General features: G+C 64.3%; 21 protein-coding genes. 5 read left to right on the top strand and 16 right to left on the bottom strand.

The genetic code is table 11. From position 1 onward, the window contains the following. Positions 1–124: 124 nt before the first annotated feature. The 9 genes from Q8S38_RS22490 to Q8S38_RS22450 form a co-directional block, all read right to left on the bottom strand. Positions 125–433, bottom strand: a complete 309-nt coding sequence (locus Q8S38_RS22490; protein WP_305682573.1) for a DUF736 domain-containing protein — start codon at positions 431–433, stop codon at positions 125–127. A 512-nt stretch (positions 434–945) separates the two neighbouring features. Continuing rightward, positions 946–1365, bottom strand: coding sequence for a type II toxin-antitoxin system VapC family toxin (locus tag Q8S38_RS22485; protein ID WP_305682572.1), 420 nt, complete (start codon positions 1363–1365; stop codon positions 946–948). Between the two features lie 3 nt (positions 1366–1368). After that, positions 1369–1635 carry a type II toxin-antitoxin system prevent-host-death family antitoxin gene (locus Q8S38_RS22480; protein ID WP_305682571.1) on the bottom strand — a complete coding sequence of 89 codons (267 nt, stop codon included), beginning with the start codon at positions 1633–1635 and terminating at the stop codon, positions 1369–1371. 138 nt (positions 1636–1773) lie between these two features. Next, positions 1774–2700, bottom strand: coding sequence for an ArdC family protein (locus tag Q8S38_RS22475; RefSeq protein WP_305682570.1), 927 nt, complete (start codon positions 2698–2700; stop codon positions 1774–1776). Between the two features lie 269 nt (positions 2701–2969). Then, entirely contained in the window at positions 2970–3557 is a 588-nt protein-coding gene (locus Q8S38_RS22470) for a hypothetical protein (RefSeq protein WP_305682569.1), read from the bottom strand. A 397-nt stretch (positions 3558–3954) separates the two neighbouring features. Further along, entirely contained in the window at positions 3955–4284 is a 330-nt protein-coding gene (locus tag Q8S38_RS22465) for a hypothetical protein (protein ID WP_305682568.1), read from the bottom strand. Next, the gene (locus tag Q8S38_RS22460) at positions 4281–5171 is read right to left on the bottom strand and encodes a DUF7007 domain-containing protein (protein ID WP_305682576.1); all 891 of its coding nucleotides are present in this window, start codon (positions 5169–5171) and stop codon (positions 4281–4283) included. The genes Q8S38_RS22465 and Q8S38_RS22460 overlap by 4 nt, the downstream gene beginning before the upstream one ends. Beyond that, on the bottom strand, positions 5168–5641 hold the full coding sequence (locus tag Q8S38_RS22455) for a hypothetical protein (protein ID WP_305682567.1): 474 nt from the start codon (positions 5639–5641) through the stop codon (positions 5168–5170). The genes Q8S38_RS22460 and Q8S38_RS22455 overlap by 4 nt, the downstream gene beginning before the upstream one ends. A gap of 97 nt (positions 5642–5738) precedes the next feature. Further along, entirely contained in the window at positions 5739–7433 is a 1695-nt protein-coding gene (locus Q8S38_RS22450) for a ParB/RepB/Spo0J family partition protein (protein WP_305682566.1), read from the bottom strand. A gap of 349 nt (positions 7434–7782) precedes the next feature. Between Q8S38_RS22450 and Q8S38_RS22445 the strand changes: the two genes are divergently transcribed. Then, positions 7783–8622 (top strand): hypothetical protein, encoded by an 840-nt coding sequence (locus Q8S38_RS22445; RefSeq protein WP_305682565.1) that lies wholly within the window; start codon positions 7783–7785, stop codon positions 8620–8622. A gap of 31 nt (positions 8623–8653) precedes the next feature. On the opposite strand, the gene Q8S38_RS22440 is transcribed toward Q8S38_RS22445, so the two are convergent. The 6 genes from Q8S38_RS22440 to Q8S38_RS22415 all read right to left on the bottom strand — a co-directional run bounded on the left by Q8S38_RS22440 (position 8654) and on the right by Q8S38_RS22415 (position 17019). Further along, on the bottom strand, positions 8654–13741 hold the full coding sequence (locus Q8S38_RS22440; protein ID WP_305682564.1) for an N-6 DNA methylase: 5088 nt from the start codon (positions 13739–13741) through the stop codon (positions 8654–8656). Positions 13742–13853: 112 nt separating this feature from the next. Then, positions 13854–14252 carry a DUF3085 domain-containing protein gene (locus Q8S38_RS22435; RefSeq protein WP_305682563.1) on the bottom strand — a complete coding sequence of 133 codons (399 nt, stop codon included), beginning with the start codon at positions 14250–14252 and terminating at the stop codon, positions 13854–13856. Between the two features lie 12 nt (positions 14253–14264). Further along, entirely contained in the window at positions 14265–14870 is a 606-nt protein-coding gene (locus Q8S38_RS22430) for a DUF1419 domain-containing protein (RefSeq protein WP_305682562.1), read from the bottom strand. 112 nt (positions 14871–14982) lie between these two features. After that, positions 14983–15966 (bottom strand): DUF3991 and toprim domain-containing protein, encoded by a 984-nt coding sequence (locus Q8S38_RS22425; RefSeq protein ID WP_305682561.1) that lies wholly within the window; start codon positions 15964–15966, stop codon positions 14983–14985. Between the two features lie 234 nt (positions 15967–16200). After that, a complete protein-coding gene (locus tag Q8S38_RS22420) occupies positions 16201–16383 on the bottom strand; it encodes a hypothetical protein (protein ID WP_305682560.1) in 183 nt (60 codons plus the stop codon). 342 nt (positions 16384–16725) lie between these two features. Continuing rightward, positions 16726–17019: a hypothetical protein gene (locus Q8S38_RS22415; protein ID WP_305682559.1), complete on the bottom strand. Its 294-nt coding sequence runs from the start codon at positions 17017–17019 to the stop codon at positions 16726–16728. 228 nt (positions 17020–17247) lie between these two features. Between Q8S38_RS22415 and Q8S38_RS22410 the strand changes: the two genes are divergently transcribed. The 4 genes from Q8S38_RS22410 (at position 17248) to Q8S38_RS22395 (ending at position 21247) form a co-directional block, all read left to right on the top strand. Then, positions 17248–18603, top strand: a complete 1356-nt coding sequence (locus Q8S38_RS22410) for a phospholipase D family protein (RefSeq protein ID WP_305682558.1) — start codon at positions 17248–17250, stop codon at positions 18601–18603. A gap of 159 nt (positions 18604–18762) precedes the next feature. After that, a complete protein-coding gene (locus Q8S38_RS22405; RefSeq protein WP_371125949.1) occupies positions 18763–19431 on the top strand; it encodes a DUF6088 family protein in 669 nt (222 codons plus the stop codon). Next, entirely contained in the window at positions 19428–20471 is a 1044-nt protein-coding gene (locus tag Q8S38_RS22400; RefSeq protein WP_305682556.1) for a nucleotidyl transferase AbiEii/AbiGii toxin family protein, read from the top strand. The genes Q8S38_RS22405 and Q8S38_RS22400 overlap by 4 nt, the downstream gene beginning before the upstream one ends. Before the next feature lie 260 nt (positions 20472–20731). Then, on the top strand, positions 20732–21247 hold the full coding sequence (locus Q8S38_RS22395; protein ID WP_305682555.1) for a hypothetical protein: 516 nt from the start codon (positions 20732–20734) through the stop codon (positions 21245–21247). A 174-nt stretch (positions 21248–21421) separates the two neighbouring features. On the opposite strand, the gene Q8S38_RS22390 is transcribed toward Q8S38_RS22395, so the two are convergent. Beyond that, complete coding sequence (locus Q8S38_RS22390) at positions 21422–24985, bottom strand: DEAD/DEAH box helicase (RefSeq protein WP_305682554.1); 3564 nt, start codon at positions 24983–24985, stop codon at positions 21422–21424. Position 24986 lies beyond the last annotated feature (1 nt).

Below are 24986 nucleotides of genomic sequence, written 5' to 3'. Positions count from 1 at the left end.
CCTCGGGTCGCTGTGGTTTGAACCACACAAACTGAATGAGGGGAACGGGCAGGATGGTTGCGCCGGCGCTGCCGGGGCCGAAAGGATTGGCCCCGCCTCGCGGCGGGGCCATCTTGGGCTGGCCTCAGTCGCGCGTCGGCCTGGACCAGATGAGCTGCAGACCGTCCGTGCCTTCGACCTCGATCAGCGTCGCGTAGATGGCGGCCGGAAAGCTCGGATCGTCGAGCTTGACCGAGAGATAGTCGCGCCCCTCAGTCGAGGTCTTCTGCCAGGCCGCGCCGAATTCCACATTGCCGGCGAGGATGCGGAAGGCCGGGCCCTTCTCGGATGCTCGCTCCGGGCGAACCATCTTGGCTTTGACGTTGAGGTTGAGGGTCTTGATCGTGCCGTTGAAGCCGTCGCCGTTCGAGGTGAAGCTGCCGATGATCGCCATTGCTTTGTGTCCTTCTGTTTGCTCGGACCGCGCCCATCGCAGCCTCGATGGCAGTCGAAGGACCGGAGGCGATCGACCTGCATCCTGAAGGGGCCGAAACGCAGTGGAGGACGGCCGGGAGCGGCTTTCTTGCTTCGCGAGGAATGACGGCGGCCCGGGGTCCCCGCGCGACGTGTCGCGTGGGGTGGGTTCCGGCAGGGGAAGAAAGGCGCGAGGGCTGTTGCAGGTGTGAGAGCGAGACGGCGCGCCAGCGACGACGGCCTCCGGTCAGACATGCCCATCGAGGACGCAGTGGGCGCAGGTCCATGGAAACGGGCGCACGATGGGCGCTCGCGCAATTCGCCGAACCCCCAACGAGGCTCGCGCATGATCGACCTAGAACATAACAGAGACGGATCTCGCCCGAACGACAGTGAAGGGCTGGATCGTCAGTCCTCATCTTGTCGAATGACCGCGTCGGCTCCTTGGCTCTCGACCCGGCGACTATCGGCTGAGCGTCGCTCGGCACTGCGCTATTCCACGCTGTCCCACGGGTTCAGCAACGGAATGCTCAGCGTCTCGAAATCCTTGATGTTGCGCGTGACCAGGACGTAGCCCCTCACCATGGCCGTCGCAGCGATCAGGGCATCGAGCTCGGCGAGAATGCGTCCGGTCGATCTCTCGAAGGCGCGAAGCCGTCCGGCCGTCTCCGCGAGCTGAAGATCGACATCGATGATCCGTCCAGCAAACTGCTGGCGCAGCGAGAGCGCATAGGCCTGAAGCTTCGCTCGCCGTTCGGCATCGGCTGTGCCGTGGATGCCATATTCAAGTTCGTGGAACACGATCACGCTGATGAACAGATCGGAACTCTGCCTGAGAAAGTCGACTACCGATAGCGATGGCGCTCGTTTCGTCAGTTCCGAAACGACATTCGTGTCGATGAGATAGGCCACGATTCAATCCGCTTCGAACAGGTTGCGACGACCGCTCGACCGCTCCGGAACCTCGAAATCCAGGCCGCGCGGCGTGTTTTCGACCAGCCAGTGCCCGAGATGGACCTCACCAGCCTTGCGCCGCAACTCGTTGAACTCCGCCATCGAAAGAACGACGCAAGGATCTTGCGTGCCGATAACCTGGCTCTCGCCCTTGCGCGCGCGCCGCAAAAGCTCGGACAGTTTGGCCTTGGCGTCGGGGACGCTCCAGATCGACACATGTTCAGACATGACCACTCTCCAAATGTCAAAAATAGACTACGCTAGTCTAGTCCACTCGACAACTTATTTCGTTCGCGCATGGCGAACGCGGGAGGTGGATCGGAGATGGCAGATCGCCATCTCCGTCGATGATATCCGACCCTGATCTCACGCGGCCTCTGCGATCGAGCCGTTCTGCGGCTGAAGATCATGAAGAAAGGCCACTGCCCGCTGCGCATGCGCGGCAGCCGCAAAGATGAAGCGCTTGTCGTTCGACAAAACCTCGAGCCAGGAGGCGAGATAGCTCGCGTGATCTGAACGCGGCTCCAGCTCCGGCGCGATGCCGAGATCGGCGCAGAGGAAGCAGCTTCCGAGTTCCGCGATCAGCTCCTCGCGCGCCCTTTCGCTCCGGTCCTTGCCGTAGCGGCTGAGATCACGGTTCACGCGATGCACTGCGGCCGTCCAATGGGTCGCCTCATGGCTGAGGGTCGCGACATAGGAACTCCCATCGCGAAACGTCGCAAAGGGCGGCATCTGGATGTGATCGGTCGTCGGGGAATAATACGCGCGGTCGCCGCCATGTCGGATGACTGCACCGGTCTGGGCGAAAAAGCGATCTGCATGATCGATCCGCTCGATCGGATCGCGCGGCATTTGAGCTTGTCCGCAATGGTGGTCGGGTAGGCCATCGATCTGCTCGGCGTTGAAGACGGTGTAGGATTTCAGGAACGGGATCTCACGATCGACCGCGTCGCCGGCGGCATCGGTTTCGGTTTTCTTGAAGCGGCTGGCGAAGACGACCATCGAGCCGGTCTCGCCCTTGCGGACCGCACCGCCCAGTTCGATCGCCTGCTTGAACGTCATCCAGACCGGGGAAGAAAAGCCGCGCGCTGCGGCTTCAGACCAGAGCAAGAGCACGTTCATCCCGCTATAGGGCAAGCCATTATGCCGCAGCGGTCGTGTCACGCTTCCGCTGCCACTGCCAGAACGCCACGGCTGCATCCAGGGACGCACGCCCTTTTCGAGTTCCGCGATGATCCTATCGGTGATCCGCGCATAGATGTCCGCGCGCGGCTTCCCTTCTGACCTGCTCATGGTCCAACCTCCATCGTGGAGGTCGCGCCGATCGCGACCCCGTCACGGCGGTCGAGAAGCCGGGAGTTCAGGCGACGACTGCACCCGGCGGGCTGGAACGAAGTGGAAGACGGCAGAGCCGTTGCAGCCGATGCCGTCCCGGCTAAGACCGTCGACCGGGACGGGTCGCGACCAAGGGAGTGCAACCAACCTCCCTGTTCCCGCTTCGCCGGGTCCGACGCTGGGCTGTGTTGGATGGCGAGCGGAGCTGGCGCCCCGCTCGCCAAAGCTCAGCCGAACGCCGCCATCTGGACCGCGGCCGCCTTGCGATCGACGGAAGCCACGGTCGTCTCGCCGGCTCGCTCGAAGGGCTTCCAACGTTCCCCGATGACCTGCTCGTAGGCGGTGACAGCACCCTCGGCCGCCATCAGCAGCGCGTGGGATTGTAGCGCCATGTCGGCGGCGAATTCTCGCTTGCGCTGGGCTGGACCGTCGAAGCCGACCGGGCCATCGACATCCTCGTCGCGAGCGTCGCAGGCCGATTTGGCCGTGGCGTCGCGCGCCTCGGTGACCGCGCGGGAGTAGAACTGCCCGGCGCCATGGGCCGAGCCGACATAGGCGCCGACGATGCGCTGCAGGTGAATCTGCATCGCCCGCTCGCCGAGCCCTTCGTGCAGGCTGGCCGCCGTTTCCACGATCAGACGCTCGTGCAGATCGCGAATACCGTCGCCGTCGAGGACGGGGAGCCCGAAGCTCTCGGAGATGAGGATTGCCTGCTGCGTATCGGGACAGGCGAGCCGGACCATTTCGATGGTCGTGCCCTTGCGGAGCGGAATGACGCGGGCGGTCTGTCGGGGCGATTGTGCGGTCTTGGCCATGAGGTGTTCCTTTCTTCGGTTGCGCCCTCGGAGCCGGATCGGCGCTTGGCCGTCGTCCCCTCGGGTGCGGTCGATCCGAACCGTCGAAGGCCCTGGCGCTTCAGGGTCCGGCCTTTGCCAGGCGAGCAGACGGGGCTTGCGGCCAAGCAGGGCTCAGCCCTGGCGACGGACGCGAGCTTCGTCTGCGAGATCGGCGAAGGCCGGCCGCCACGCGGCGCGGCACGCGGCCTTGAAGCGCCTGGCCGACGGTTCAGACCGCAGCAAACCCGAGAGGACGAGGGCCAGCCCGTCTCGCGGCCGCGACGCGACCGAAAGGGATCGATTGGAGCTGGCCGCTGCGTACCGCCGACCGCTTTAGGCCTGACGATCCAGCAAATCGCCAGACCGCGTCTACCGGTCAGGCCGCGCGCGAAGACGGTATCCGATGACGCTCGCAATGGGCGGCGATGGCCCGGTCCTGCCGCGCGAGCTTGCGAGAGAGCGCGTCGATCTCCGGCTGACGTTCGGCCGTCAGTGCAGCAAGCGTCGAGCGATAGCGCTCCAGAACCAAGCATCCGCCGGGCGCGTCGCCTCGCCGATCAGCTTGCCGCCTCTGCCGCGTCCGCGGGACCAGCGCGGTCGCGCGGCGCGTGATCTGCCGGTCGATCAGCTCGAGCTGGCGCTGGATCTGCCGGCGCGCCTCCTCCATGCGAGAAAATTGCGCGACAGCCTCAGCCAGGGCCGTCACGACGACGTTCCTCGCTGCCAACCGATGAAGCTGGAAGGCCCGGCGTAGACAGCATGACGGGATGGATCGATGACAAAGCCGAACCGGCCGACCGCGTACTCGTCCGCTGGAACGAGAAAGCGGCGCTCCTCGGTCCCAGCGTTGCGCCGCCCGCCTGGCGTGGCGACACATTCGACGAGGCCCGTTCTCTGAGCGCAATTGATCGCCGAGACCACGATCCAGTCGCCGGCATGCGCCTCGTGAAAAGCCCGCCGGTCCTTCTCATGGGATTCACCCGGTCGAAGAATGGTCCCGGAGATCGTCTCCCACGCATCTGGCCAGCTCTCCTTGACCGAGCGCTCGGCGCAGCGCCGCTCGAAGCCGGTGAAGAGGTCCGGGAAGGTGATGGCGACGATCGCCCAGGCGCGATCCTCCTCGTACCATCCGCCCGCCGAGCGCAGCAGGCGATGAACCTTGCGGTTGCGCTCAGCCGAGAGCTTGAAGCCGCCATGACCTGCCGTCGAATACGATTCGACGCCCTCGGCATAGACGGTGCCGCCCTGGGAAATGCCCCATGGGGTCTGCACCCTGGTGTAGATGTCCTTGCGACCAAGCGCCCCTTTCTCGTGCTGATGCTCCGCGAGCTCCAGAACCTTCGCCCGGAACGCCGCCTCATCCGCCAGTTCGCCGGAATGGCCGTAAAATTCGGATCGACGCCATTCCGCGAGTGGCCCCACGATCTTCCAGCCCGTCGCGAGATAATGACGCCCGTCGCGCGCCGGCAGCATGGCCAAAGCACTGTCGCCGACGCGGGCGACCGGGAAACCTTCAGTCGATCGCCCGAACTCGACCTCCGGCGCTTCGGGAACCGCACCGGTCGCGGGGTAGCAAGCCAAAGCGCTTCTCATGCCGCCCTCCCCTCGACAACAGCGGTCCCGACCTCGTCGGCCGTGACCTCCTGGAGCACGGCGCGCGGATAGCCATAACGAGAGAGCCATTCCTCCGCCGCCGCGAGATGTGTCGCGAGATGGACAAGCTCGGCATCCTCGCCGTGCCGATCGAAGACACCCACCGACCCGATCACCGGGCGCTCGACCACGCTGAAGTGGAGGGTCGAGTCCAGCGAGAAGGTGCGATGGACCCGGATCGCGACGACGCCGCCGGCGCCTAAATCGGCCTCATGCAGGGTGAAGCTGGCGGACAGGCTGAGATTGCCCATGCTCCTGCTGGGCTGCTTCCGGATCAGGCGTCCCTTGCCGTTGTTGGTCAGCCAGGCTGCGAGTTTCTTGGTGAAGCGCTCCGGCGGCCGCGGCGTGCTGTCGGACCAGGCTATGATCGAGCCGATAGGTGCATGATCGTAGATTGCGTGCGCGGACATGTTCGTCCTCCGTGATTGCGCTAGTGTGGAAACGAAACCGCCGCCGGCACGAGGCCGGCGGCGGGATGTCGATCAGAAGTGAGTGAGGAGGTCGGGGCTATTCCGCCGCGACTCGGTAAGCCTCGTCGATGGCGTCGAGATCGACGTCGTCGAGCGCGGCCGCATCGCCGGACCCGTCCTCGGCATCGCCGGTGGTCATGTCCGCGTCCTCGTCAGCGACGACGGCGCTCTTGGAGCGCCAGGTCGCGACCTCGGCTGCAGTCGGCGCAAACAGCGCGGTGAGATGAACGAAGCGCGCCTCCCTGAAATGCTCGACAAGCGCGGCGCGCGTGTCCTTCACCCGAGCACGCGGAAGCACGGGCGTGTCCTTGCAGGAGCGCTCCAGCGCCTGACGCGACAGGCACGACAGGAATTCCTCCGTGCCCATGGTCGGCAGAAAACCGTCCGCGCCGATCGTGTCGCCGGCGAGGCGCGCGACGATGCCGCTGTTGGTCCGGTTTTCGCGGGCCGAGAGGACGTCGATCAGGGCCGAGCGCGCTGCGACCCGCAGCGTGTCCATGTCGAAGGTGAGCTTGCCGTCCTCGCCGACGAGGCCAACGGCATGCCGCTCCATCCGGGCGAACCCATAGACGTCATCGGACGCGCCAGACTGGACCGAGATGTTTCGACCGGCGAGCGCGAACACCAGCAGCGCCATCAGCGTGTCGTCCTCGATCGGCGCTCGGGCAAGCGCCTCGTGCAGGGCATCGGTTCGCAGATCGCCGATCATCTCGACGCCCTTGCGCGTCACATCTGGTCGCGGCTTGGCCATCACGATCGCGTCGTCGCCACCCTCCGCGTCGTCGGCGCCCTTGGCCTTCTTCGGCTCCGGCAGACGGAAATGAACCGTCTGCACCTTGCCCTCGCGGTCGAGGTACATGGCCGTGCCGTCGGTCTTGCCGGGCTTGCCGTGGACGCGTTCGGCCTTGGGCGGTAGCACGACCTGGCCCCAACTGTTCACGTCGGCGATGATGCCGCGCTTGGGGAGGTTACTGGTCATCCATTCCTGCTGAGCTCCCAGGAAGCCCTCGACATTGGTGGTGTAGCGCGAGTCTTCGTCCGCTGGCGCGAACAGGTCCTCGCCCCACTGGATACCGTAGGCCTGCGCGAGATCCTCGCCGAAGCTGGCGTCGCGCGCATGCATGCGCTTCTTCGACAGCCCATTGGCGACGGCAAACCACGAGACCTGGGGATCGCCCTTCTTCGGCTTCTGGACCTTCCAGACCTCCTTCTGCTCCTCGAAGTCGGCCGCCGCGATGGTGCGCAACTGCTGCTCGCTCGGCATGTCGCCCTTCGCCATGTGGTCGAGCATGGCGGGCAGGACGTTCGCCAGCAGCCTGAGCTTCTTGATCTGGCGTACCGGCAGCGCAAGCGCGACGGCGATCGCCTCCTCGGTCCAGCCGAGCGCGATGAGGCGCTCGATAGCGCGCCACTGGTCGACCGGATTGAGCTGCTCGCGCGCGATATTCTCCACCATGGAGCGCATCGCGCCATTATCGTTCGCCGCCTCGTCGACGAGGACCTCGATCTCCTCGAGGCCGGCGGCAATCGCCTGCTTCACGCGACGGTGGCCGCGATCGATGATGAAGCCGTTGCCGCCATCGGTTTGCGGCGCGACGACCGGCGGCTGGACGATACCGACGGCCTTGATCGTCGCCAGCAGCAGGGCATCGGCCTGCGGCGTGGATTTTGTCTGGCGCGAACGATCGGGGTTCTCCTTCAGCGCGCGCGGATCGACCTTCATGAGATGCATGGGACTGCTCCATTTGGGATTGCGGACTCAGGCGCTCGCCAGTCCTTTTCCGTCTTCTTCCCGAAGACACCCCCCGGCCCGCGGAGCGGCCAGGCAGGCACAACTGCGGCCGAGCGTCCCTGCCCGGTCGGACGAGCGGGGCTTGAAAGCCCTGCGAAGGACAACGGGCCGGGATCGCGACAGACCGCGGTTGAGCGTCAGCGCTGCCGGGCGGGCCGATCGGCGAACGAAGTTCATTCCCTCGTTCTTCTTTCTCCCTACTTCCGGAGCTTGCTTCCGGTAGGTCACAATGGGAGAGTTTCGCCTTGGCCCGAAAAATCGTGGTGCCGGAACAGGAGGGGGTAGGGTCGTGGCCGTGAACACATCACTCTTTGCCTGGGCGGTGCCGGCATTCATGAACGGGTCACCGGTCGACCACACATGGGTCACAGCTTTCGACAACCGAAAAACCAACTATCCGACCGTCGCCGATGTCATCGCCGCCAAACAATCCTATTGGTTTTGCTGGGGAAGCTACCATCCGATCGGCGGGATCCCCGGCAATCCGACCGGCTTTTTGGGATCGCAGAAAGGTAACCTGCCTTTTGCGACCTGTCTGGTCGCACCCAATGCGGATTCTCGGACCGTTCCTGCCGCGCGCGGTACGATATTCACCTACGGTGTCGACGGCGTCTGCCATCAACTCGCCAACCAAGTGCTGTATGCAACCGGTGTCGGGGCAACGTCGCCGCTAACGGTACGGAGCGCCCGGGGCTACGTGGCGAGCACGTTCCTGTATGGGACATATGGCCTGCAGACTGCAGCGTGGGCAGCTAAGATAGCGAGTTGCAGCGCCTCGTCGAAATCAGGACCGAGCGTCGCGATGCATTGGACTGCCGGAGGGCCGACTTTGCCCGATCAGACACCACCACCGGACGACTTCGAGACCCATGCCAAGTCGGTGCTCGCCGATGAGCCCGAGCTGTTGAACCGATTGCTCGCCCTGCGAGGGGAAGTGCGCAGCTTCGTTGCTCAACGCATTCCCGGCTTCACCGCTCCGCCGGCCACGATGCTGAATTCTCGGAATCAGCATCTTCTCGACGAGGCCGCCCGCATGCTCGGCCCGGAAAAATTCGAGAAGGTCTTTGGTTTTAAACCGAAGGAGCGGATCAACCTCGTCGATCCGTCGCTGTACGAGGCCGACAAGTAGCGAGCCAGCGGACGGGCCGCGACGCACGCGACTATGCAGCGACATCGTTCCGGACGTCCGCTGCCATCGCTGCCTCGACCTCCGCGAGCTGCCTGCGCTTCTCGGCCAGCTCGCCGGCGAACGCGAATTCCCCGCCATCACGCGACTGATAGGAGGCAAGGCGGCGCCGGGCATCGGCCAGGCGCTGGCGATAGCGCTCCCGCTCGCCCTCGAAGTCCCCGAGCGCACGCTCGAGGCGTGCGGCAGCGCCGAGCGGCGTCACCGTGACCGGCAGCTCGACCTCGCAGTCGGCGCCGGTGCGCATCATCACGGTGCTATAGCGATAGCCGTCACGCCCGAACCGCTCGCCTGAATATTCGAGATCGAAGCCGCCGATCGAGGCGATGACGACCTCGCCTTCCTGCCGGAGCTGCACGAGGGTCAGGATTTCCTTCATGAGCGCGCGGCCGGCCTCCTTGCGTTCAGTATAGGATTTGCCGGTCACGCTCATCGCGAAGGCATCGCCGGCGATCGGCACGACCCGCGCGATGTCCCGGCCGATTTCACTGACGCGCCGGGTCGACAGCTCGATCTCGCGTTCGGCATCGCGGATCTGCCGGCGAACGGCATGCTGGTCATCGATATGGGCAGCGCGCAGGCGCTCCAGCCGTGCGATGTCGGCCTCTAACCCAGCCTTCTGCATCAGGCGCTGATCGCCCGACGCGATCGCCTTCGCCATCGCGAACTGGTTCGCCTGGCCCTCGCCGAGGTCCTCCAGCCGCCGGATCGATGTGTCGCCCGAGAGTGCTGCCGCAATGAAGCGGGCCTTCCTCTCGTTGTTCTGCCACATCGTCGCGTCGAGGCTGCCTTCGGTCGCGTAGGCGAAGATATCGACCTCGTCGTGCTGGTTGCCCTGACGCACGATGCGGCCCTCGCGCTGCTCGATTTGTGACGGCAGCCAGGGAACATCGAGGTGGTGGAGCGCCTTCAGGCGGAGCTGGGCATTGACGCCCGTGCCCATCGTATCCGAGCTCCCGATCAGGAAGCGGACCTTGCCGGCGCGGACATCGCCGAACAGCCGCTGCTTCGCCTCCGACTTCCTGATGTCCTGCATGAAGGCGATCTCGGAGGCCGGCACGCCGAGCCGGACCAACTCGTCGCGAATCCAGCGATAGGCAGAGAAGCCCCGGCTCTTCTCGACGCTGATCGTGCCGAGGTCGGAGAAGATCATCTGCGCGGCACCGGGCAGCTCGAACGGCTTTCCGTCGGGCCGGACATAGCTCTTGCCGGCCGTCTCCCGCCAGATGCGGAAGGCGTTCGAGATCAGGTCGTTGAGCTTGTTGCCCTGCTCGTTGTCGTTGTCCGGATCCACGAGGCGCAGGTCGATCGCCGCATGGCGGCCATCGGTGATGACCGAGAGCAGGATGTCGTCGCCTGGCTCGGGTGGCCGGTCGCGCATCTCGATCCCCTTGATGCGCTCGCCAAGCTGGAGCTGGTACAGCTTGAACGCCGCTGTCGGCTTGGCCGTCAGGATCTGGCGCCGACCGGTCGAGACGGCCGGAACCTTGACGTGCTGGCGCAAATCCTCGGGGGTCACCACGTCGGCGAAGGACCGGAACATGGCGATCAGTTCCGGCACATTCACGAAGGTGGCGAAGCGGGTGACCGGCTTGTACTTGCCCGATGGCTGGAGCTCGAGCTCGGTCGAGACGTCACCGAAGGTCGAAGCCCAGGCGTCGAACTCGTGCAGCCCGCGCTGAGACAGGGCCTCATAACCAAGGTAGCGCTGCACCGAGAACATCTCGCCGAGCGTGTTGGTGATCGGCGTGCCGGACGCCAACACCAGCGCGCGGCCCGGATTCTTCGTCTCGACGAAGCGGGACTTCACATAGAGGTCCCAGGCGCGCTGCGAGCCTGACGGATCGACGCCCTTCAGCGTCGACATGTTGGTGGCGAAGGAGAGCTTGCGGAACTCCTGCGCCTCGTCGACGATGATCTGGTCGACGCCGATTTCGGAGATCGTCAGGAGATCGTCCTTGCGGGTCGCAAGCGCCTCGAGGCGCTCCTTCAGTCCCTCCTTCAGCCGCTCGAGGCGCTTGCGCGAGACGCGGTCGTCGCTCTCGACCCTGGTCAGGAGCTGCTCATAGAGCTCGAGCTCGTCCTGGATCATCTGTTGCTCGAAGGCGGAGGCCACACCGATGAAGCGGAACGCGGAATGGGTGATGATGATCGCGTCCCAGGTCGCGGTCGCGGCGCGCGACAGGAATCTGGCGCGCTTGTCCTTGGTGAAATTGGTCTCGTCGGCGACGAGGATGCGGGCGTTTGGGTAGAGCGCCAGGAACTCGCGCGCCGCCTGCGCCAGGCAATGGCCAGGAACAACCAGCATCGCCTTGGCGATCAGGCCGAGCCGGCGCTGCTCCATGATGGCAGCCGCCATCGTCATCGTCTTGCCGGAGCCGACGGCATGGGCGAGATAGGTCGCGCCCGAGGCGATGACGCGCCAGATGCCGCGCTTCTGATGCCCGAAGAGGACGAAGGCGCCAGAGGCGCCCGGCAGCTTCAAGTGCGCGCCGTCGAAGGCCCGGGGAACGATGTTGTTGAAGCGGTCGTTGTAGACCCGCGCCAGCCGGTCGGTCCGATCCGGGTCGGACCAAATCCAGGTCTGGAAGGCGGTCTTGATCTTCTGCAGCTTCTCCTTGGCCGCCTCGGTGTCGACAACGTTCAGAACACGGCGCTCGCTGTCGCCCTCCCTGATCGTGTCGAAGATCTGGGGCACCCGGCTGTTCAGAGCATCCCCCAGCAGCTCGCCGGCATGGCGACGACTCGTGCCCCATTCCGACGTGCCTGCCGCCATCCAGCCGAGCTGGCGCGCCTCGACCGTCCACGAGGCCAGTTCCGGCATGTGGTGGATCCTGATCTCGGCACCCATCGTCTCCTTGACGAAGCCGACGATGTCGGCGGCGGGAATCCAGGGCGCTCCGAGGCGCGCGGTGATGTTGGAGGGGCGGAGATCGGCGGGTTGCACCTCCCGCAGGGCCGCCACATTGCGCTCATAGGCAGGGTCGAGGGCCGCGGCTGCTTCAGCCGCCGCCAGCTTCGAGCGGACCGCGCCGGAGAGATAGGCGTCGGCCGTCTGCCAGGAGCCGTCAGCCGGATCGCGGAAGATCGCGCTGCCGAGCTCGGCGATGACGTCGTCCACTTGCGCGTGCAGCAGCTCTGCGATGTGGTCGGGATCGACATGGCCGCGCTCGTTGAGCACGACGGCGAGCGCGTCAGTGGCGCTCGTGATGACGGGCGGCGCCGGCGGGGCGATCACCCGCTCGGTGAAGATCGGACCCGGCCTCGCCGTGTCGGATTCGAGGTCGTAGTCCTCGATCGACGCGACCAGCCAGCAGTCCGGATCGTCGAAGAAGGGTTGGAGGTTCGGGCGGCGATGAGTCTCGCGCACCTCGCCGGTTTCCGGGTCTTCGGTCGTCGAGACGACCGTGCTGTTGATAGGGCCGAAGGTGCGAACGAAATTCGACCAGGCGATACGTAAGCGGACCTGCGCGTCCTTCCACGGCCGATCGAACTCCTGCGCTTTCAGTACTTCCCGGACCGCATCGCGGATCGGGATCAGCTTCTGGATGATCCGGACATGTTTTTCCGGAACGCCGTCGGCGCTGCGGCCCTTCCGCACCGGGACAGCGACCGGGTCCCCGTCCAGGATCTGCATCACGCCATGCCGGTTATCGACGAGATAGCTGCCCTCGCGCACCGTGAGGCTCGCGGAGCTCTCCGACTTCGCCGGCACGGCCTCGTCCTCGCCATCAGGGTCGATCGCCTCCGGCTCGCCGTCATAGATCGCGTCCGGAAGGAGGGTGATCGCGTCGGTCAAGGCGGCCGCGAGGTTCTCGCCGTCGTTGGGAAGGCAGGTGTATGTCTCGCCGAACGGGCCGGAGGTCATCGCGTGCGCCCCGAGCACAAGGCCGGGATGGCGCGCGAACCAGCGATTGACGCGAATGGCGCCCTCGTCCTCGGTTGCCAGGCGCACATCCTCCAGGTCGAGCCAAGCCAGATCGCCCTCCGGCTCGCCGTCCTTGCGCCGCCGGAAGAACAAGATGTCGACCACGACGTCGGTGCCGGCATCGGCGCGGAAGCTGCCTTCCGGCAAACGGATTGCTGCGACGAGATCAGCCTGCTTCGCGATCAATTCGCGTGCCGAGCCATCCGCCTTGTCCATCGTGCCGTGCGACGTGACGAAGGCGGCGAGGCCGCCCGGCTTCAGGAGCCGAAGGGATTTCACGATGAAGTAGTCGTGCATCCGCAAGCCGAGAGACCGGAAAGCACGGTCCGAACGGACGGTTCGATCGGAGAAGGGAGGATTGCCGATTGCGAGGTCGAACCGCGCCGGCAGATCGGTGCGCGCGAAGTCGCCGGCGATGATCCGGGCGCGCGGCCGGAGCAGCCTCGCGATCCGCGCCGAGACGGGATCGAGCTCGACGCCGGTAACGTGCGAGATCTCGCGCAGATCTTCCGGCATCAACGCCGGGAAGAGCCCCGTGCCGATGCCCGGCTCGAGCACGCGCCCGCCGCGCCAGCCGAAGCGTAGCAATCCAGCCCAGATCGCCCGCACGATGAACTCGGGCGTGAAATGGGCGTACTGGGTGCAGCGGGCGAGCGAGGCATAATCCGCATCGTCGACGGTGTCCTGTAGCGCGGTGCCGATTTCTTCCCAGCCCGGCGGGAAACCGGTCTCGCCGGGCCGGCGGAACACGCCATTGGCGAGGTCCGATGCGCCGAAGCCGGTGAAGCGGATCAGCCGCCCCTGCTCCTCCGGCGTGGCCGGACGTGCCTTGCTCTCGATCTCAGCGGCAAGCCGGATCGCCGCGATGCTGTCGCGGGCGCGCTGCTTCCAGCCTCTGGCCAGGCCTCGGTCGCCAGCCAGGTGGAAGTCCTCCCCGCGGCGACGCGGTGGCGCGCCGGCGCGCCGTTCCGTCCCAGGCGCGGGCATCGCCGGCGCCGGCGTCGATGGCGGAGGATCGTCATGGTCCGGATTATCGTTGGACCCGGCCGCAAACGCCGTGATGCCGAGGCCAAGCCCCGAGGACAGGGCCGAGTTGCCGAAGAGGTCGAGGGTGAAGGGATCGTCATGCGCCATCGGAAACATCTCCTTGCGTTGAAGGCGCGCGACATCGGCCCGCCGGATGCTGGCCGGCGAGAGCGATGATCGCGGGAATGTCGGGAGGAACGGGTTGGGTCGGCCCGCCGGCTCAGCGGCGGATCAGGCTGAGCGACATGCTCGTGTCGGTCATCTCGATCGACAGATGCGTGGCTTCGGGAAAGGCCGTGATCAGCTTCACGAGCTCGACAGCGTCGAGAAAATCGATGCCGTCATCGCCGCCGAAATGCTGGCGCTTGTAGTGCCAGTAGTCAGGGTTGGTCTTCGGATCGCATTCCTCGGCATAAACGACGAGGGGACGCTGTCCCTCAGCGAGCAAGCCGTTCGACAGGATGTAGACGCCCTCATCGCCGACCAGCCAGAGTCCGGGCTTCTCGTCCTTGCCGGGGGCGAGGCCGTAATGGGGATTGCGGAAGCCGCCGTTGGTGAAGGCGTCGATCCGTCCACGCGTGATGACGGCGCGGACATCGGTGACGGAAAAGGTGAACATCGCCGCCTCCCGTCAGGCCGCGATCGCATCGGCGAGGTAGCGCAGATGCACCGGCAGCTTGGCGGAGATCTCCGCGTCGGTGAGATGCTCGAGAAGCTTCAGCGTCGGTCCGTTGCGGCCTCCATAGACCAGCACGGCGCGCTCGCCGCGCAGATCCTCAGCCCAGCGGTTCTCGGCATAGCCGCGATAATCGTCGTGTGTGGCGCTCCAGATATGCTCGAGCCGCTCTTCCCGTGTCATCGCACGGACAGGCCGTGACTCGCGCTCGACGATCGCATCGCGCATGCGCTCGGGCGAGCCCTTCTCCGACAGGTCGCAATAACCGTGGAAATGCCGGATGCGGCCGTCGATCAAGAGCGTGAAGAAGATGCTGGTGATCGAGCCCACCATGAATTCGCGCATGGCGAACATGTCACTGCGCATCCAGAGCGGCGGCAGGATATCGAGCATGTAGTCATTCTCGCGCTGAGCAATTTCGAACCACTCGCCCGCATAGAGCGGGCCGGCGTCGTCCTGCCAGCGGTTCGGGCGCTGGGCGTGACGATCGAACATGCGGAAGAGCTGGCGCCGGTCGGCGACGCCCTGATAGATCTTGCGGATGGTGGTTGGGAGGGTCATGGGGGGCTCCTTCAGCCTCGTCGGGCTGGAGCGCGACCCATCCTCTCGATGTCGCCGTCATCTTCAGCCCTTCCCGACCCCTCCTCCGCGGCCGCCTCTCCGTCCGGCCGGGTCAAGGGCCGCGGAACGCGGGCGAAGCGTCACCCTTGACGCGGTCGGCGGGCATGCGGCAGCTAGGTTTCCCTTTCTCTCCCTCCTTTCTCTTTGCCCGCGCGCGGAGATCCTCGTTCCAGTCCTCCGCGATCGGGCGGAGGCGCACGAAGCTGCAGGAGGCTTCTGCGGCGATCACCATCAGGCGCGCGGCGTAAACCTCGCCTTGCGTATTATTGTCGGTAGCCGCGACGAGCAGGGTGTTTTCCCGCATCGCGAGCGCCCGGATCGCGGCCTCGGTCGAGGGCGCCCAGCCGCCGCCGGTGCTGAGGAACAGGCTGTCCGGTCGCATCGCCTCGATCCCCGCGAGGCTCATGGCGTCGATCGCCGCCTCGGTCACGCAGACGCGCCGGGCATCGAGAGGACCGAAGCGGAACAGAACCTTCGCGCCGCCGGTCGCAAACCCGCGCCAATCCGGACCGCGCTCCTCCCAGCCGGTGACCATGCCCGCATCATCGACATGGGCCGCCCACATGCTGCCGCGCGGCCCCTCGCGCAACCGGTCGTGCCGGATCGCTGCGCGGAGGACCGCCTCGGGGAGGCCGCGCTCATCATAGAGGTAGCGCCAGGTCAGAGAGGTGGGCCACGGCTTGCGCCGGCGGCGCCAACGCTCGGCGACAGCAAGTTCGACATCGTGCTCGCGCCCGGGCCGTATCCAGACAGGCTCAGAGGAGACGAACCCCACCAGCTCCGCGACGCGGTCGAGGCACTCGGCGAACCCGACCCCGTCGAGGTGCGCGACGAGGGTGTAGACATCGCCTTTCGCATCCGAGAGGGGATCGAACCATCCTCTGCCCTCGTGGATCACAATGACGATGGCGTCACCACGACGGAATTTGACCGCTCGGCGCGTGCTTTCCTTCAGATCGATCGCGAAGCCTGCCTTCTCTAGCACGGCGCCGCAGGCAACGCGGCCCCTCAGCTCTTCAACCTTGGTCCTCTCCATGCTCTTTTCCCCGAACCGCCTCTTCAGCGGCCGGACCTTTCCTGCTCTGGTTTCCTTTCCCGCATATCGCGGGGTCACCCCCAACCGCCGCGAAGAGCGAAGGCGGCAAGGGCGCGGCTGACGACTGGTGAATCCTGCAGGGCGCGCAGCGCCATGACACCAACCAGCCGCGGCGCAGCTTCCCTTGCGGCCGCCAGCTCGCGAGCGGCACCCGCCCGTGAGGGCGAACCCGGCTCAATGAGCCGGGCCGAACTGGTAGGGATCGTACTCGTGGACGACGATCACGTCGGCGTCGTCGAGTTCGTCGCTCGGCATGACGCCGAACGCTCCATCGACCTGAAACAGCGTGACCGGGACCATCAGGGTGCGGGCTAGCTGGAACGCGTGGGACTGGGCGAGGGAAAGATCGTGCGACATTTGAGGGCTCCATCTTGGAGCGAGGCCGACCCCCGCTCGATGGCGTCCGTCAGTGTCCTCAACCGGCCGCGATCACCGCGCAGGCGAAGCCGCAGCGGCGGCATGCCGCGCATAGCCGACCCCTTGCGGGTTGATCGTGGAAGGCCGGGCGGAGGACCAGGAAAGCCATCCATGGAGAGCGGGGTCGGGCTTGCTCCGAAGGAGGTCCGCGCCCTCTCGCACGCTCTTTTCTCGGACGCTGAACCACACTGCCGCACCGGAACACGTCCCGTCCCGCTCAGTGCCTCAGGTCGAGAGGACGGCTTCCGTGCCTTGCCGGAGCGATGTCGATGCCGCCGCCCTTCAGTCGTCACCGCGGCGAGAAGCCCTTCCACGCCGCATCTCATCATCGACGATCGCCTGGACGACTGCGAGATCCATGTGCGCGTGCGGCGAGATCCTCGCCACTTCGGCGGCCGCTTTGGTCCAATGGATGAACTCCCGGGCTTGACCTGAAGCGCGGGCCCGAGCGGCCAGGCGCTGCGCCTCGTAGTACGCGCCAGGTTCGTCATGCTGCACCAGACGAAGCGCGTCTGCCTGCCATCTCCGGCGGATTTGCCTTCGCCCCTCCATCCACCGTCGCAGCGAACCCAGCATGAATCCCGCCTTCCCTTCCTCGGACGGCATTCGCCCGGACCGCGTCAGGGATGGCCGCCCGCCAGGGAGAAGACCCGGCTTCGGAGCTTCGGCGCAGCCAACAGCCCGGCCCGAAGGGCGACGCCCTCATTCACTTCAGGTTTTGAAGCACTCCAACCATATTGCTGAGGTCCGGGCCTTGAAATAGGCCACGGCCAAAGGCGAGGGTACGGGTGGGGGTAGCGTGACGTGGATTTACTGCTGAATGGAATAAATGGCGGCTACCTCCGCAACATCATCCTGAACGCCACAGAACATACTGAACGTGTCGATGCCGCCGTCGCCTATGCTTCCGAGAGCGATCTGCTGTTCGATTGGTGCTGGGACAACAAAATCCCGCTTCACTTCTGGGGACGGTTTGATGAGCAGGTCCCTGTCGCGATTCCGGTTCTCGACAAATTCCTGAACCGCAAGTCCGGGCGCTATGTCTGCAAGCTGGTACGGCGATTTCACCCAAAGGTCATCTGGTGGCGCGGCTACGGCGCCTATATTGGCTCGGCCAATCTCACCCAAAGCGCGTGGTGGAATAACGTCGAAGCTGGCGTTTTCCTGACGGAAGCCGAGCTCGCCGAGGGCGGTCACGACCTCGAGCTTGATCATATGTTCACCGAGATCGACAAGCACGCCGCACCTCTGACGCAGGAGCTCTTCGACCTGCTTTCGGCGAGGAGCAAGGAACTGACACGACGCAAGGCCGCCGTGAAGGCCGCCGACGACGCGATGCTTGCGACCGACCTGGTGCCACATTGGGAGGGATTGGCTCGCGCCAGCACCAAATCGGCTGGCGACCGCCGCCGCCAGGCTTTCCTTGATGAATGGAACCGCACGCTCCAGATCATCCGGGATATCGCGTCCAAGATTTCCTCTGAGGGAAACCGGCCGTCATGGGTCGGCGCAACGGCACCGCTCGGCGCACAAGCCGATCAATTCCTGCATGCGCACTACTATCAGAACACGTTCGACGGACGGCGCGCAGACTTCGAGAGCCATTTCGCGCGCAATCGAATGGATCCCGACGCCGCGGTCGAGAATGCGATTCGCTGGTGGCGCACCCTGCCCTCCTCATCGGACGAAAACAGAATGCTCAACAAGACTGCGCCCTTCCTGCAGAAGGCTTTTTCGGAGAGGATTTTGGGCCGGCTGACCGAAGACCAGTTCGTCAAAGTGCTCGGGCGGGTTCATGCGACAAAGGAGTATGCCCGTCGTGCGCCCAACCGGTTCATCGGCCTGAAGGGCGGAAAGGCCTACGATATTCCCAAAAAGGTCGACGCCCTGGCCAGGCACATCTTTCGTGCACCGGGGCGAGGCGGCGTGTCCGTCACGGAAACACTGGCATTCGTTCTCTATGGCGGCCGGCCGGAGGAAGTTCCACACCGGCTCTGGGAAGCCCTCACGGATCCGAAGCGAAAGGTCGAGTTGCTTGGGGTCAGCGCCTTGGGCGAGATCGTGGGATGGGCGCTTCCCGATCGTTACCCCCCGAGGAATGGCCGGACGAGCAAGGCGCTCCGGTCGTTCGGATACGACGTAACTGTTCACGTCGGCTGACACGTGACATCGAGGAGATGCCTGCCCGGCTCGACGGGGCTCTCGCAAATCTCGACGCTCACGACGATTGAGCGCCGGTGGGGCTCACTGCTTGTCCGAAGAATGCAGCATTGTTAGGACACTCTCGACAGTGTCCGAAATTTGCATCATATTTCGGACATGCTCGATCAACCGGCCACGGACCTTCGGCGGCGCCTTATGGCCCGTATTGACGCGACGCCGGCAGAGGTGTGGACGCCCAGCGATTTCGCCGACCTCGCCAGCCGCGCTGCCATCGACAAGACATTGCAACGCCTCGTCGCGGCAGGCGAACTCCGTCGCATCGATCGTGGGCTCTACGACAAGCCGCGAAAAAGCAACCTCACCGGCAAAACGGTGGTCCCCGACTATCGCGCTGTGATCAGAGCCGTAACGCGGCGGGACCAAGCCCGCGTCGTGGTCGACGGCATGACCGCCGCAAACGACCTCGGCCTCACCACGGCGGTCCCGGCGCGCATTGAAGTGCTGATTGATGCCCGCTTGAAACCGATCACGCTCGGGAAGCAGGTCATCCATTTCAAATCGGCCGCACCCAGCCGTCTCTACTGGGCGGGACGCCCAGGCATGCGCGTCGTCCAAGCACTCTACTGGATGCAGGATATGATGAGTACGGAAGACGATCGACGGAGCGTCGAGAACCAACTTCGCAGGCTGCTCACCGCTCCCAAGCATGGAAAGGAGATACGCGAGGATCTTCGCGCGGGGCTCTCTGCCATGCCAATCTGGATGCAGGATTTTCTCCGGCCCCTTCTTGAACCTATGAATGGCGAGCTGGAGAATCACTCGTGAGCGCTGTTGCCTATGCCGAAGTCATCTCAGCCGCCCCCGCCGAGAAGCTCGACCTCTTTTTGACCACAGCAAACCGGCTCGGCACGCCAATCGGGAATGTCGAAAAGGATTTTTGGGTCTGCTGGACTCTCAACGCCCTCTATCGTGAGCGACCAGCGGGAGGGCCACGCCTATTGTTCAAGGGCGGAACATCGCTATCGAAAGCCTATGGGCTCATTGAGCGATTTTCGGAAGACATCGACGTCACGGTGTTTCGTGACGATCTCGACGAGCCTGCTTCCGTGGAAGAGCTTGAGGCACTGTCGAACAACAAGCGCCGTGCTCGCCTAGACGCGATTCGCGACGCCTGTCGCAGCTATATCACCGGCGCGCTGCACGAATTCCTGGCCGAACACCTTGCTGCAGCGACGGACGGAAAAGGCCGCGTCGAGATCGATGAGGCAGACCCCGAGCGACAGACGCTTCTGGTCTGGTATCCAGAGGTTGAGCCGCGCGACGAGTCCTACGTGCGACCGGCAGTGCGGATCGAGTCCGGCGCCAAGTCGGCACTCGACCCCAACCAGCCCAAGAACATCCGGCCTTACATTGCCGACGAGGCGGGCGGACTCGATCTCACGGTTCCGAATGTGACAACGATCAATGGGGAGCGCACGTTTTGGGACAAGGTCGTGATCGCACACGGCCTGCGGCGCTGGTTCGAGCGCCGCGGCGAGCTGCGCCAGGCAGGCCAGCGGGTTTCGCGGCACTTCTATGATCTCCACTGCCTCTTCGCATCTGACATCGGCCGGACAGCATTAGCCGATGCTGCGCTGGGAGCAGATTGTGTTCGCCATGCGCTCATGTTCTTCAATCGGACCGACTACGACCTGGCCACGGCCGCAACCGGATCATTTGCACTCGTGCCGACAGCAGCAATGATCGACGCGCTTGCGCGCGACTATGCAAACATGACGCCCATGATTTTCGGCGAAGCCCCTCGTTTCGAAGAAATCCTAGCCTCGATGGAAATGATTGAACGAGCGGCGAACGGAGCACGTTAGCAAGGACAGGCGAAGCGTCCGCCACGCCCTGCATGGGCGAGAGCAAATAGCGCGCCCATCCTCAGTGCCGGAGCGCCGGTGCAGTAGAGCGCAGAGGATGTTGGCGATGCCGCCGATAAAGACAGCGATCAGCAGCAGGCCCAGGAAGCCGGTCGGCAAATCGGGGGATTCTGCGCGGGTGCCGCCCCATGCGCGCAACCGATTACCAATAGATGGACAAGCCGTACCGCCCGTGATGGTTGAACTGTAAGGCGGAGAGCATGTTCAAACGAACGGATGAATTGCACACGCCCGACCCCTATTTTTCCGGGGTCGCCGGTTTCGTTGGCGGCGGCCTTGAACAGCTGCATGATGACATGAGCAGGATGGAACTACCCGACGGGGTCCCGGACGCAGTCCGCCGATGCCATAACGCCCTGCGTCACACCTATATCTACTCCTACTATTCCTACGACCTCTTGACCGTTGCGGCGGCACAGACCTTTCCGTGCCTCGAGTTGGCGCTGCGGGAGCGCCTGGGTTCTCAGTTCGTCGGCAGACTGGATAGGAAGGGAAAGGCGAGACCTCCTCCCATGCTCGACGAGTTGCTCAGGGCCGCAAAGGCCCAGAATCTGATCTCGGCCGACGTGGACGGGCTGAATCATCTGCGAAACATGTTCGCCCATGGCACCGACGCGGTTCTGAATCCGCCAATGTTTCTGATTCCCTTCCAGTTGGTCACCGAAACGATCGCGGAACTGTTCGCGAGCACATTCTCCTCCCGCCAGCGAATATAAAGCTTATTGCTTCAAGGCATTTCCTGACCTTTACGGCAGCCTCGTCCGAAGTTTCCAAGCGAGAGATTACAGCGGGCGATTGGGAGCTCTATATTAAGCCGCACTCCAGGTGCTGAACTTCGATATGGACTACACGCATTCAGTCCCTGACTTCTGCGTCGGGAAGAAGAGGAATCAACGGTGAGGCAGATACGGATTGCCCGTGATCAAGGATACTGCCACCAGAAGCTCAAACTGGAATAGGGCGGGTTTCTCGGGCCAATCGCCTGGCTTTACGCTTCGCGCCACCTCATAACCGGCGGGGTCAAGCCAGACAATCGCGTTTGCCTCCACAAGCGGCAATACGACCAGTCGCTGCTGCCGATACGCCTCGACGGGACGAACGCATTCCACTTCGATCGCTATTGTTACTGTGCCTGTGCGCGCTGCGCGCGCGGGCTGCCTCGCTTCCACCCATGCACGGATCGTCCGAGGGTCGAGAAGCGCGTTGGCATCTTCACCCGCCGGACGACCTCCATAATAGGCTTTCGCATCCAACTCCGCCTGCGGACGATCAACCGCATCGCCGCGTGCGAGCAAAAAGGCCGCCACCGGATCGAGCGTCCCCCAACTGATAAGCTCTTTCAGCCAGAATCCGATCCACGGCAAACCGCTTAGGGGCCAGTCGGCAATTTCCAGCGCGCGAATGGGCTGTCCGTCATCGGTCGCATCCAGCAGCAGGCCGATGACGCTGCCCAGCCCCCAAGTTCCGCGATAGATGAAGTTGTTCGCCACAAAGGCGTACCAGTTAGTCACCTCATTCGCGCGAGGTTGTCGCGCCAGCGTCGATTTGGCCAGCCACCACCGAAGCAATATGGGCCAGTCATCGAAATTCTTTTTTCGGCCAAGCTTCGTTTCAATCGCAAACACCGGAATTTCAGATAGAAATGCCAGCACGTCGCGAATGAAGGCAAACTGCTCTTCGGTGGTCCACGTCGCATAATCGCGGCCCTCCGATAGCTTGACGCGAATTGCCTCCGCGCGATCCAGCAGCAGCTTTGCAGATCGGGGAGTCAGGCTCGTCTTATATAAACGCCGGCGCTGATCGGAATCGGGATACTGGGCCTTGATCGCTCTGCCGCGAGCCAGCCAGATCGTCGCCAGATGGGCTTCGCCATGCGACGCCGCATGCGCATAGGTGCGTCGCCAAATCTTCACCAGCTCCGCTTCGAGCTGGGCGGCATCAAGTTCGATGCCCTTGAGTTCCTCGACCTCCTGGATCGCCGCAATCAGAAATGCGTCCAGCGAATCAAGATAATCTTGGCTGGATGGCGGGTACACAACCTGCTCAGTGACGGCCGTTTGCTCAAGCCAAGCGGCAAAGTCCGCCTCAGTTCCCCCTCCCGCGACCGCTTTCCACGCGCGCTCGAGCTCGCGAAGCAGATGGCCGAGCGGACTCGATGCCTGATCATCCGGGATCAGGTCGCCCACTGCCGCGGTCGCAGCCTCTAGCTGGGCGATCAGGCTTTCGTACCCGTTCCACTGCCGGCTATAGGTTGGCACGATCTGCCCGAAGCGGCTCTCATAGGTGCGTTCAGGCAGGACAACGAGCGCGCTGCCTTCTGTTGCAACACCGGGGCGTCCCGCGCGGCCGATCAGATTGCTGAACTCCTGCAGCGGCATCTCGGCATTACTTCTGAAGACGCTTGGGATCAGCAGGAAATTGACCGGAATGTTGACCCCTTCCGAAAGCGTCGAAGTAGCGATGATGACTCGGACATAGCCACGATCAATAACGGTCTTCAGGCGTCGGGCGAGGAGGCCCGGCATTTTGCCGTGGTGCACCACGATGCCGCGTGCTAGCAGCCGATACTCGACGGAATCCTCTGTAAAATAGTCGATGGCTGTCGCCAGGCAGCGCGCCCAAATCTGGTTGCCCTCGTCAATCGACCAATAATCGGGAAGTGCGATGTCCTGCCATTCGTCCAAGAGATCGGCACACGTCGCGGCAAAGGTGTCGATATTCTGTGTCAACGAAATCAGGACCGAAGGTGTTGAGCCATCCGGCCTTTTTGCCGCCAGGTTGAGCGCCGCCCACAACGTCGGCGCGCGCAGCCGCACCTCGGGCCCATCTCCCGGATCGATACCCCCGGGAACAGCGGGGAATGGATCGGGTACGAATGGTGAGTCGTCCCGCCGCTCGTCGTCAAACTTCAACGAGTGTCCATCCATCAGGCTGTAACGGATCGCGAACTGGCCGGTCGGGCGTACTTCGAGACGCCCGAGCATCTGCCGTGTGCTGCGATAGGACGAACTTGTGGGTATCGCCGCTGGCGCATCGGAAACCCAACGGGCCAAGGCAGGCGCTGCCCGTGCCGCGACCGCAGACAGCGCGACAATACGGAAGTCGTGATCTTCCCGTGCGCGCATCAGGCGTGTGCCGAGCTGCTCGAGCCGGAATGCGCGCGATGTCCCGTCACCCAGTCCAGTCAGCCGGGCCTCGTCCTGCTCCACCATATGGGCTTCATCGATGATGACCGTGCGAACCCTGCCGAGGAACAGAACGCCCAGATAGCGCAGGAGCGCGTCGGCCTTCTCGAACGTGCAGATGACCACGGTCGGCTGATCGGTTTGAATCCAGGCATCCGTCGGCCCCCAATCGACGCCTCCATACAGGCCGGTCACGACAACCGGCTCCGCCGCGATCCCGCGAAGATCCTCGGCAAGCCGGCCCTCCACCTCGGCCGCGAGCGCGCGGGATGGCACGAGGTAGAGCACGAGATTGCCGGCAGTGCCTCCGACCGGGGGATCAGCGAACAGACCCTGGACCGCACCAAGGGTAGCGACCGTAGTTTTCCCTGAGCCGGTTGGCGTACACAGCACGAACGAGCTGTTGTCGCGCAGCTTCGCGATGCCCGCCGCCTGCGCAGGCCAGACAAGCGCCCGTTTGTTGGCAAACGCCGAGCGCGCGAACTGGATGAGCGCGTCGCCGGCCGGTCCACTGGACGTTAGGCGGAGTCCGTTGATCTGAGGCCAAAGGCAGGTTTCGATAAACCGCCGCGCGCTGGCGGCTGTCAACCGCGCCAACAAATGGGAATAGGGATCACGACTATGGAGAAATCCTAGGGCGAGCGCTTCCAGCTTGATCACAGCGCGCTCGACCGGGACGTCGCCGCCCGTTCTAAGAAACGCACAGATCGTCCCGACGCACATGACGATGTGCTGGACGGTTGCGACTTCCAGGTCATTGGGATCGATGCGACCATCGACCCCCAGCCTCCGATAACTGCCCCAGAACGTCTGTGCCGCCTGAAAAGCTGCGGGGAAGTCTGCGCGGATAAACTGGCGGAGAATCTCGGACAGCGGCTCTCCCTCTGGTAGCCGCAGTAAATGTCCCAGCGCCATCGCAGGATAATCGGCCAACTGATAGGCTGCGGCCGCCAGCAGATGAAGTGGCGCGCCCGGAGGCTTTAGCTGGGATTGCGAAAGCCATTCGATGATCTCTGCCGCGCGCTTGATCGAGGTGCGCCACGGCGAGGTGATGTCCGCGCTTCGCTCCAACCAACCACTTTCCAGCAGTAACATCGCTTCTTCGAGATGACCGGCGATGTCTCCTGCGCCGAAACTCGCCAACCCATCGCGGCCCATGTCGCGCCGCAACCGTTGGCTGTAGAGTTTGGCTTGGCGAGCGGTCAGAGCCTGACCCGCCAAGTTCTCTCGAATCTCTCGTGCGATGGCGATCGTAGCCGCATTCGTCATC

This window comes from Allobosea sp. (assembly GCF_030695125.1).
Lineage (GTDB): Bacteria > Pseudomonadota > Alphaproteobacteria > Rhizobiales > Beijerinckiaceae > Allobosea.
The sequence above is the reverse complement of the archived record's forward strand: the minus strand, read 5'-3'. Positions and strand labels throughout refer to the sequence as shown.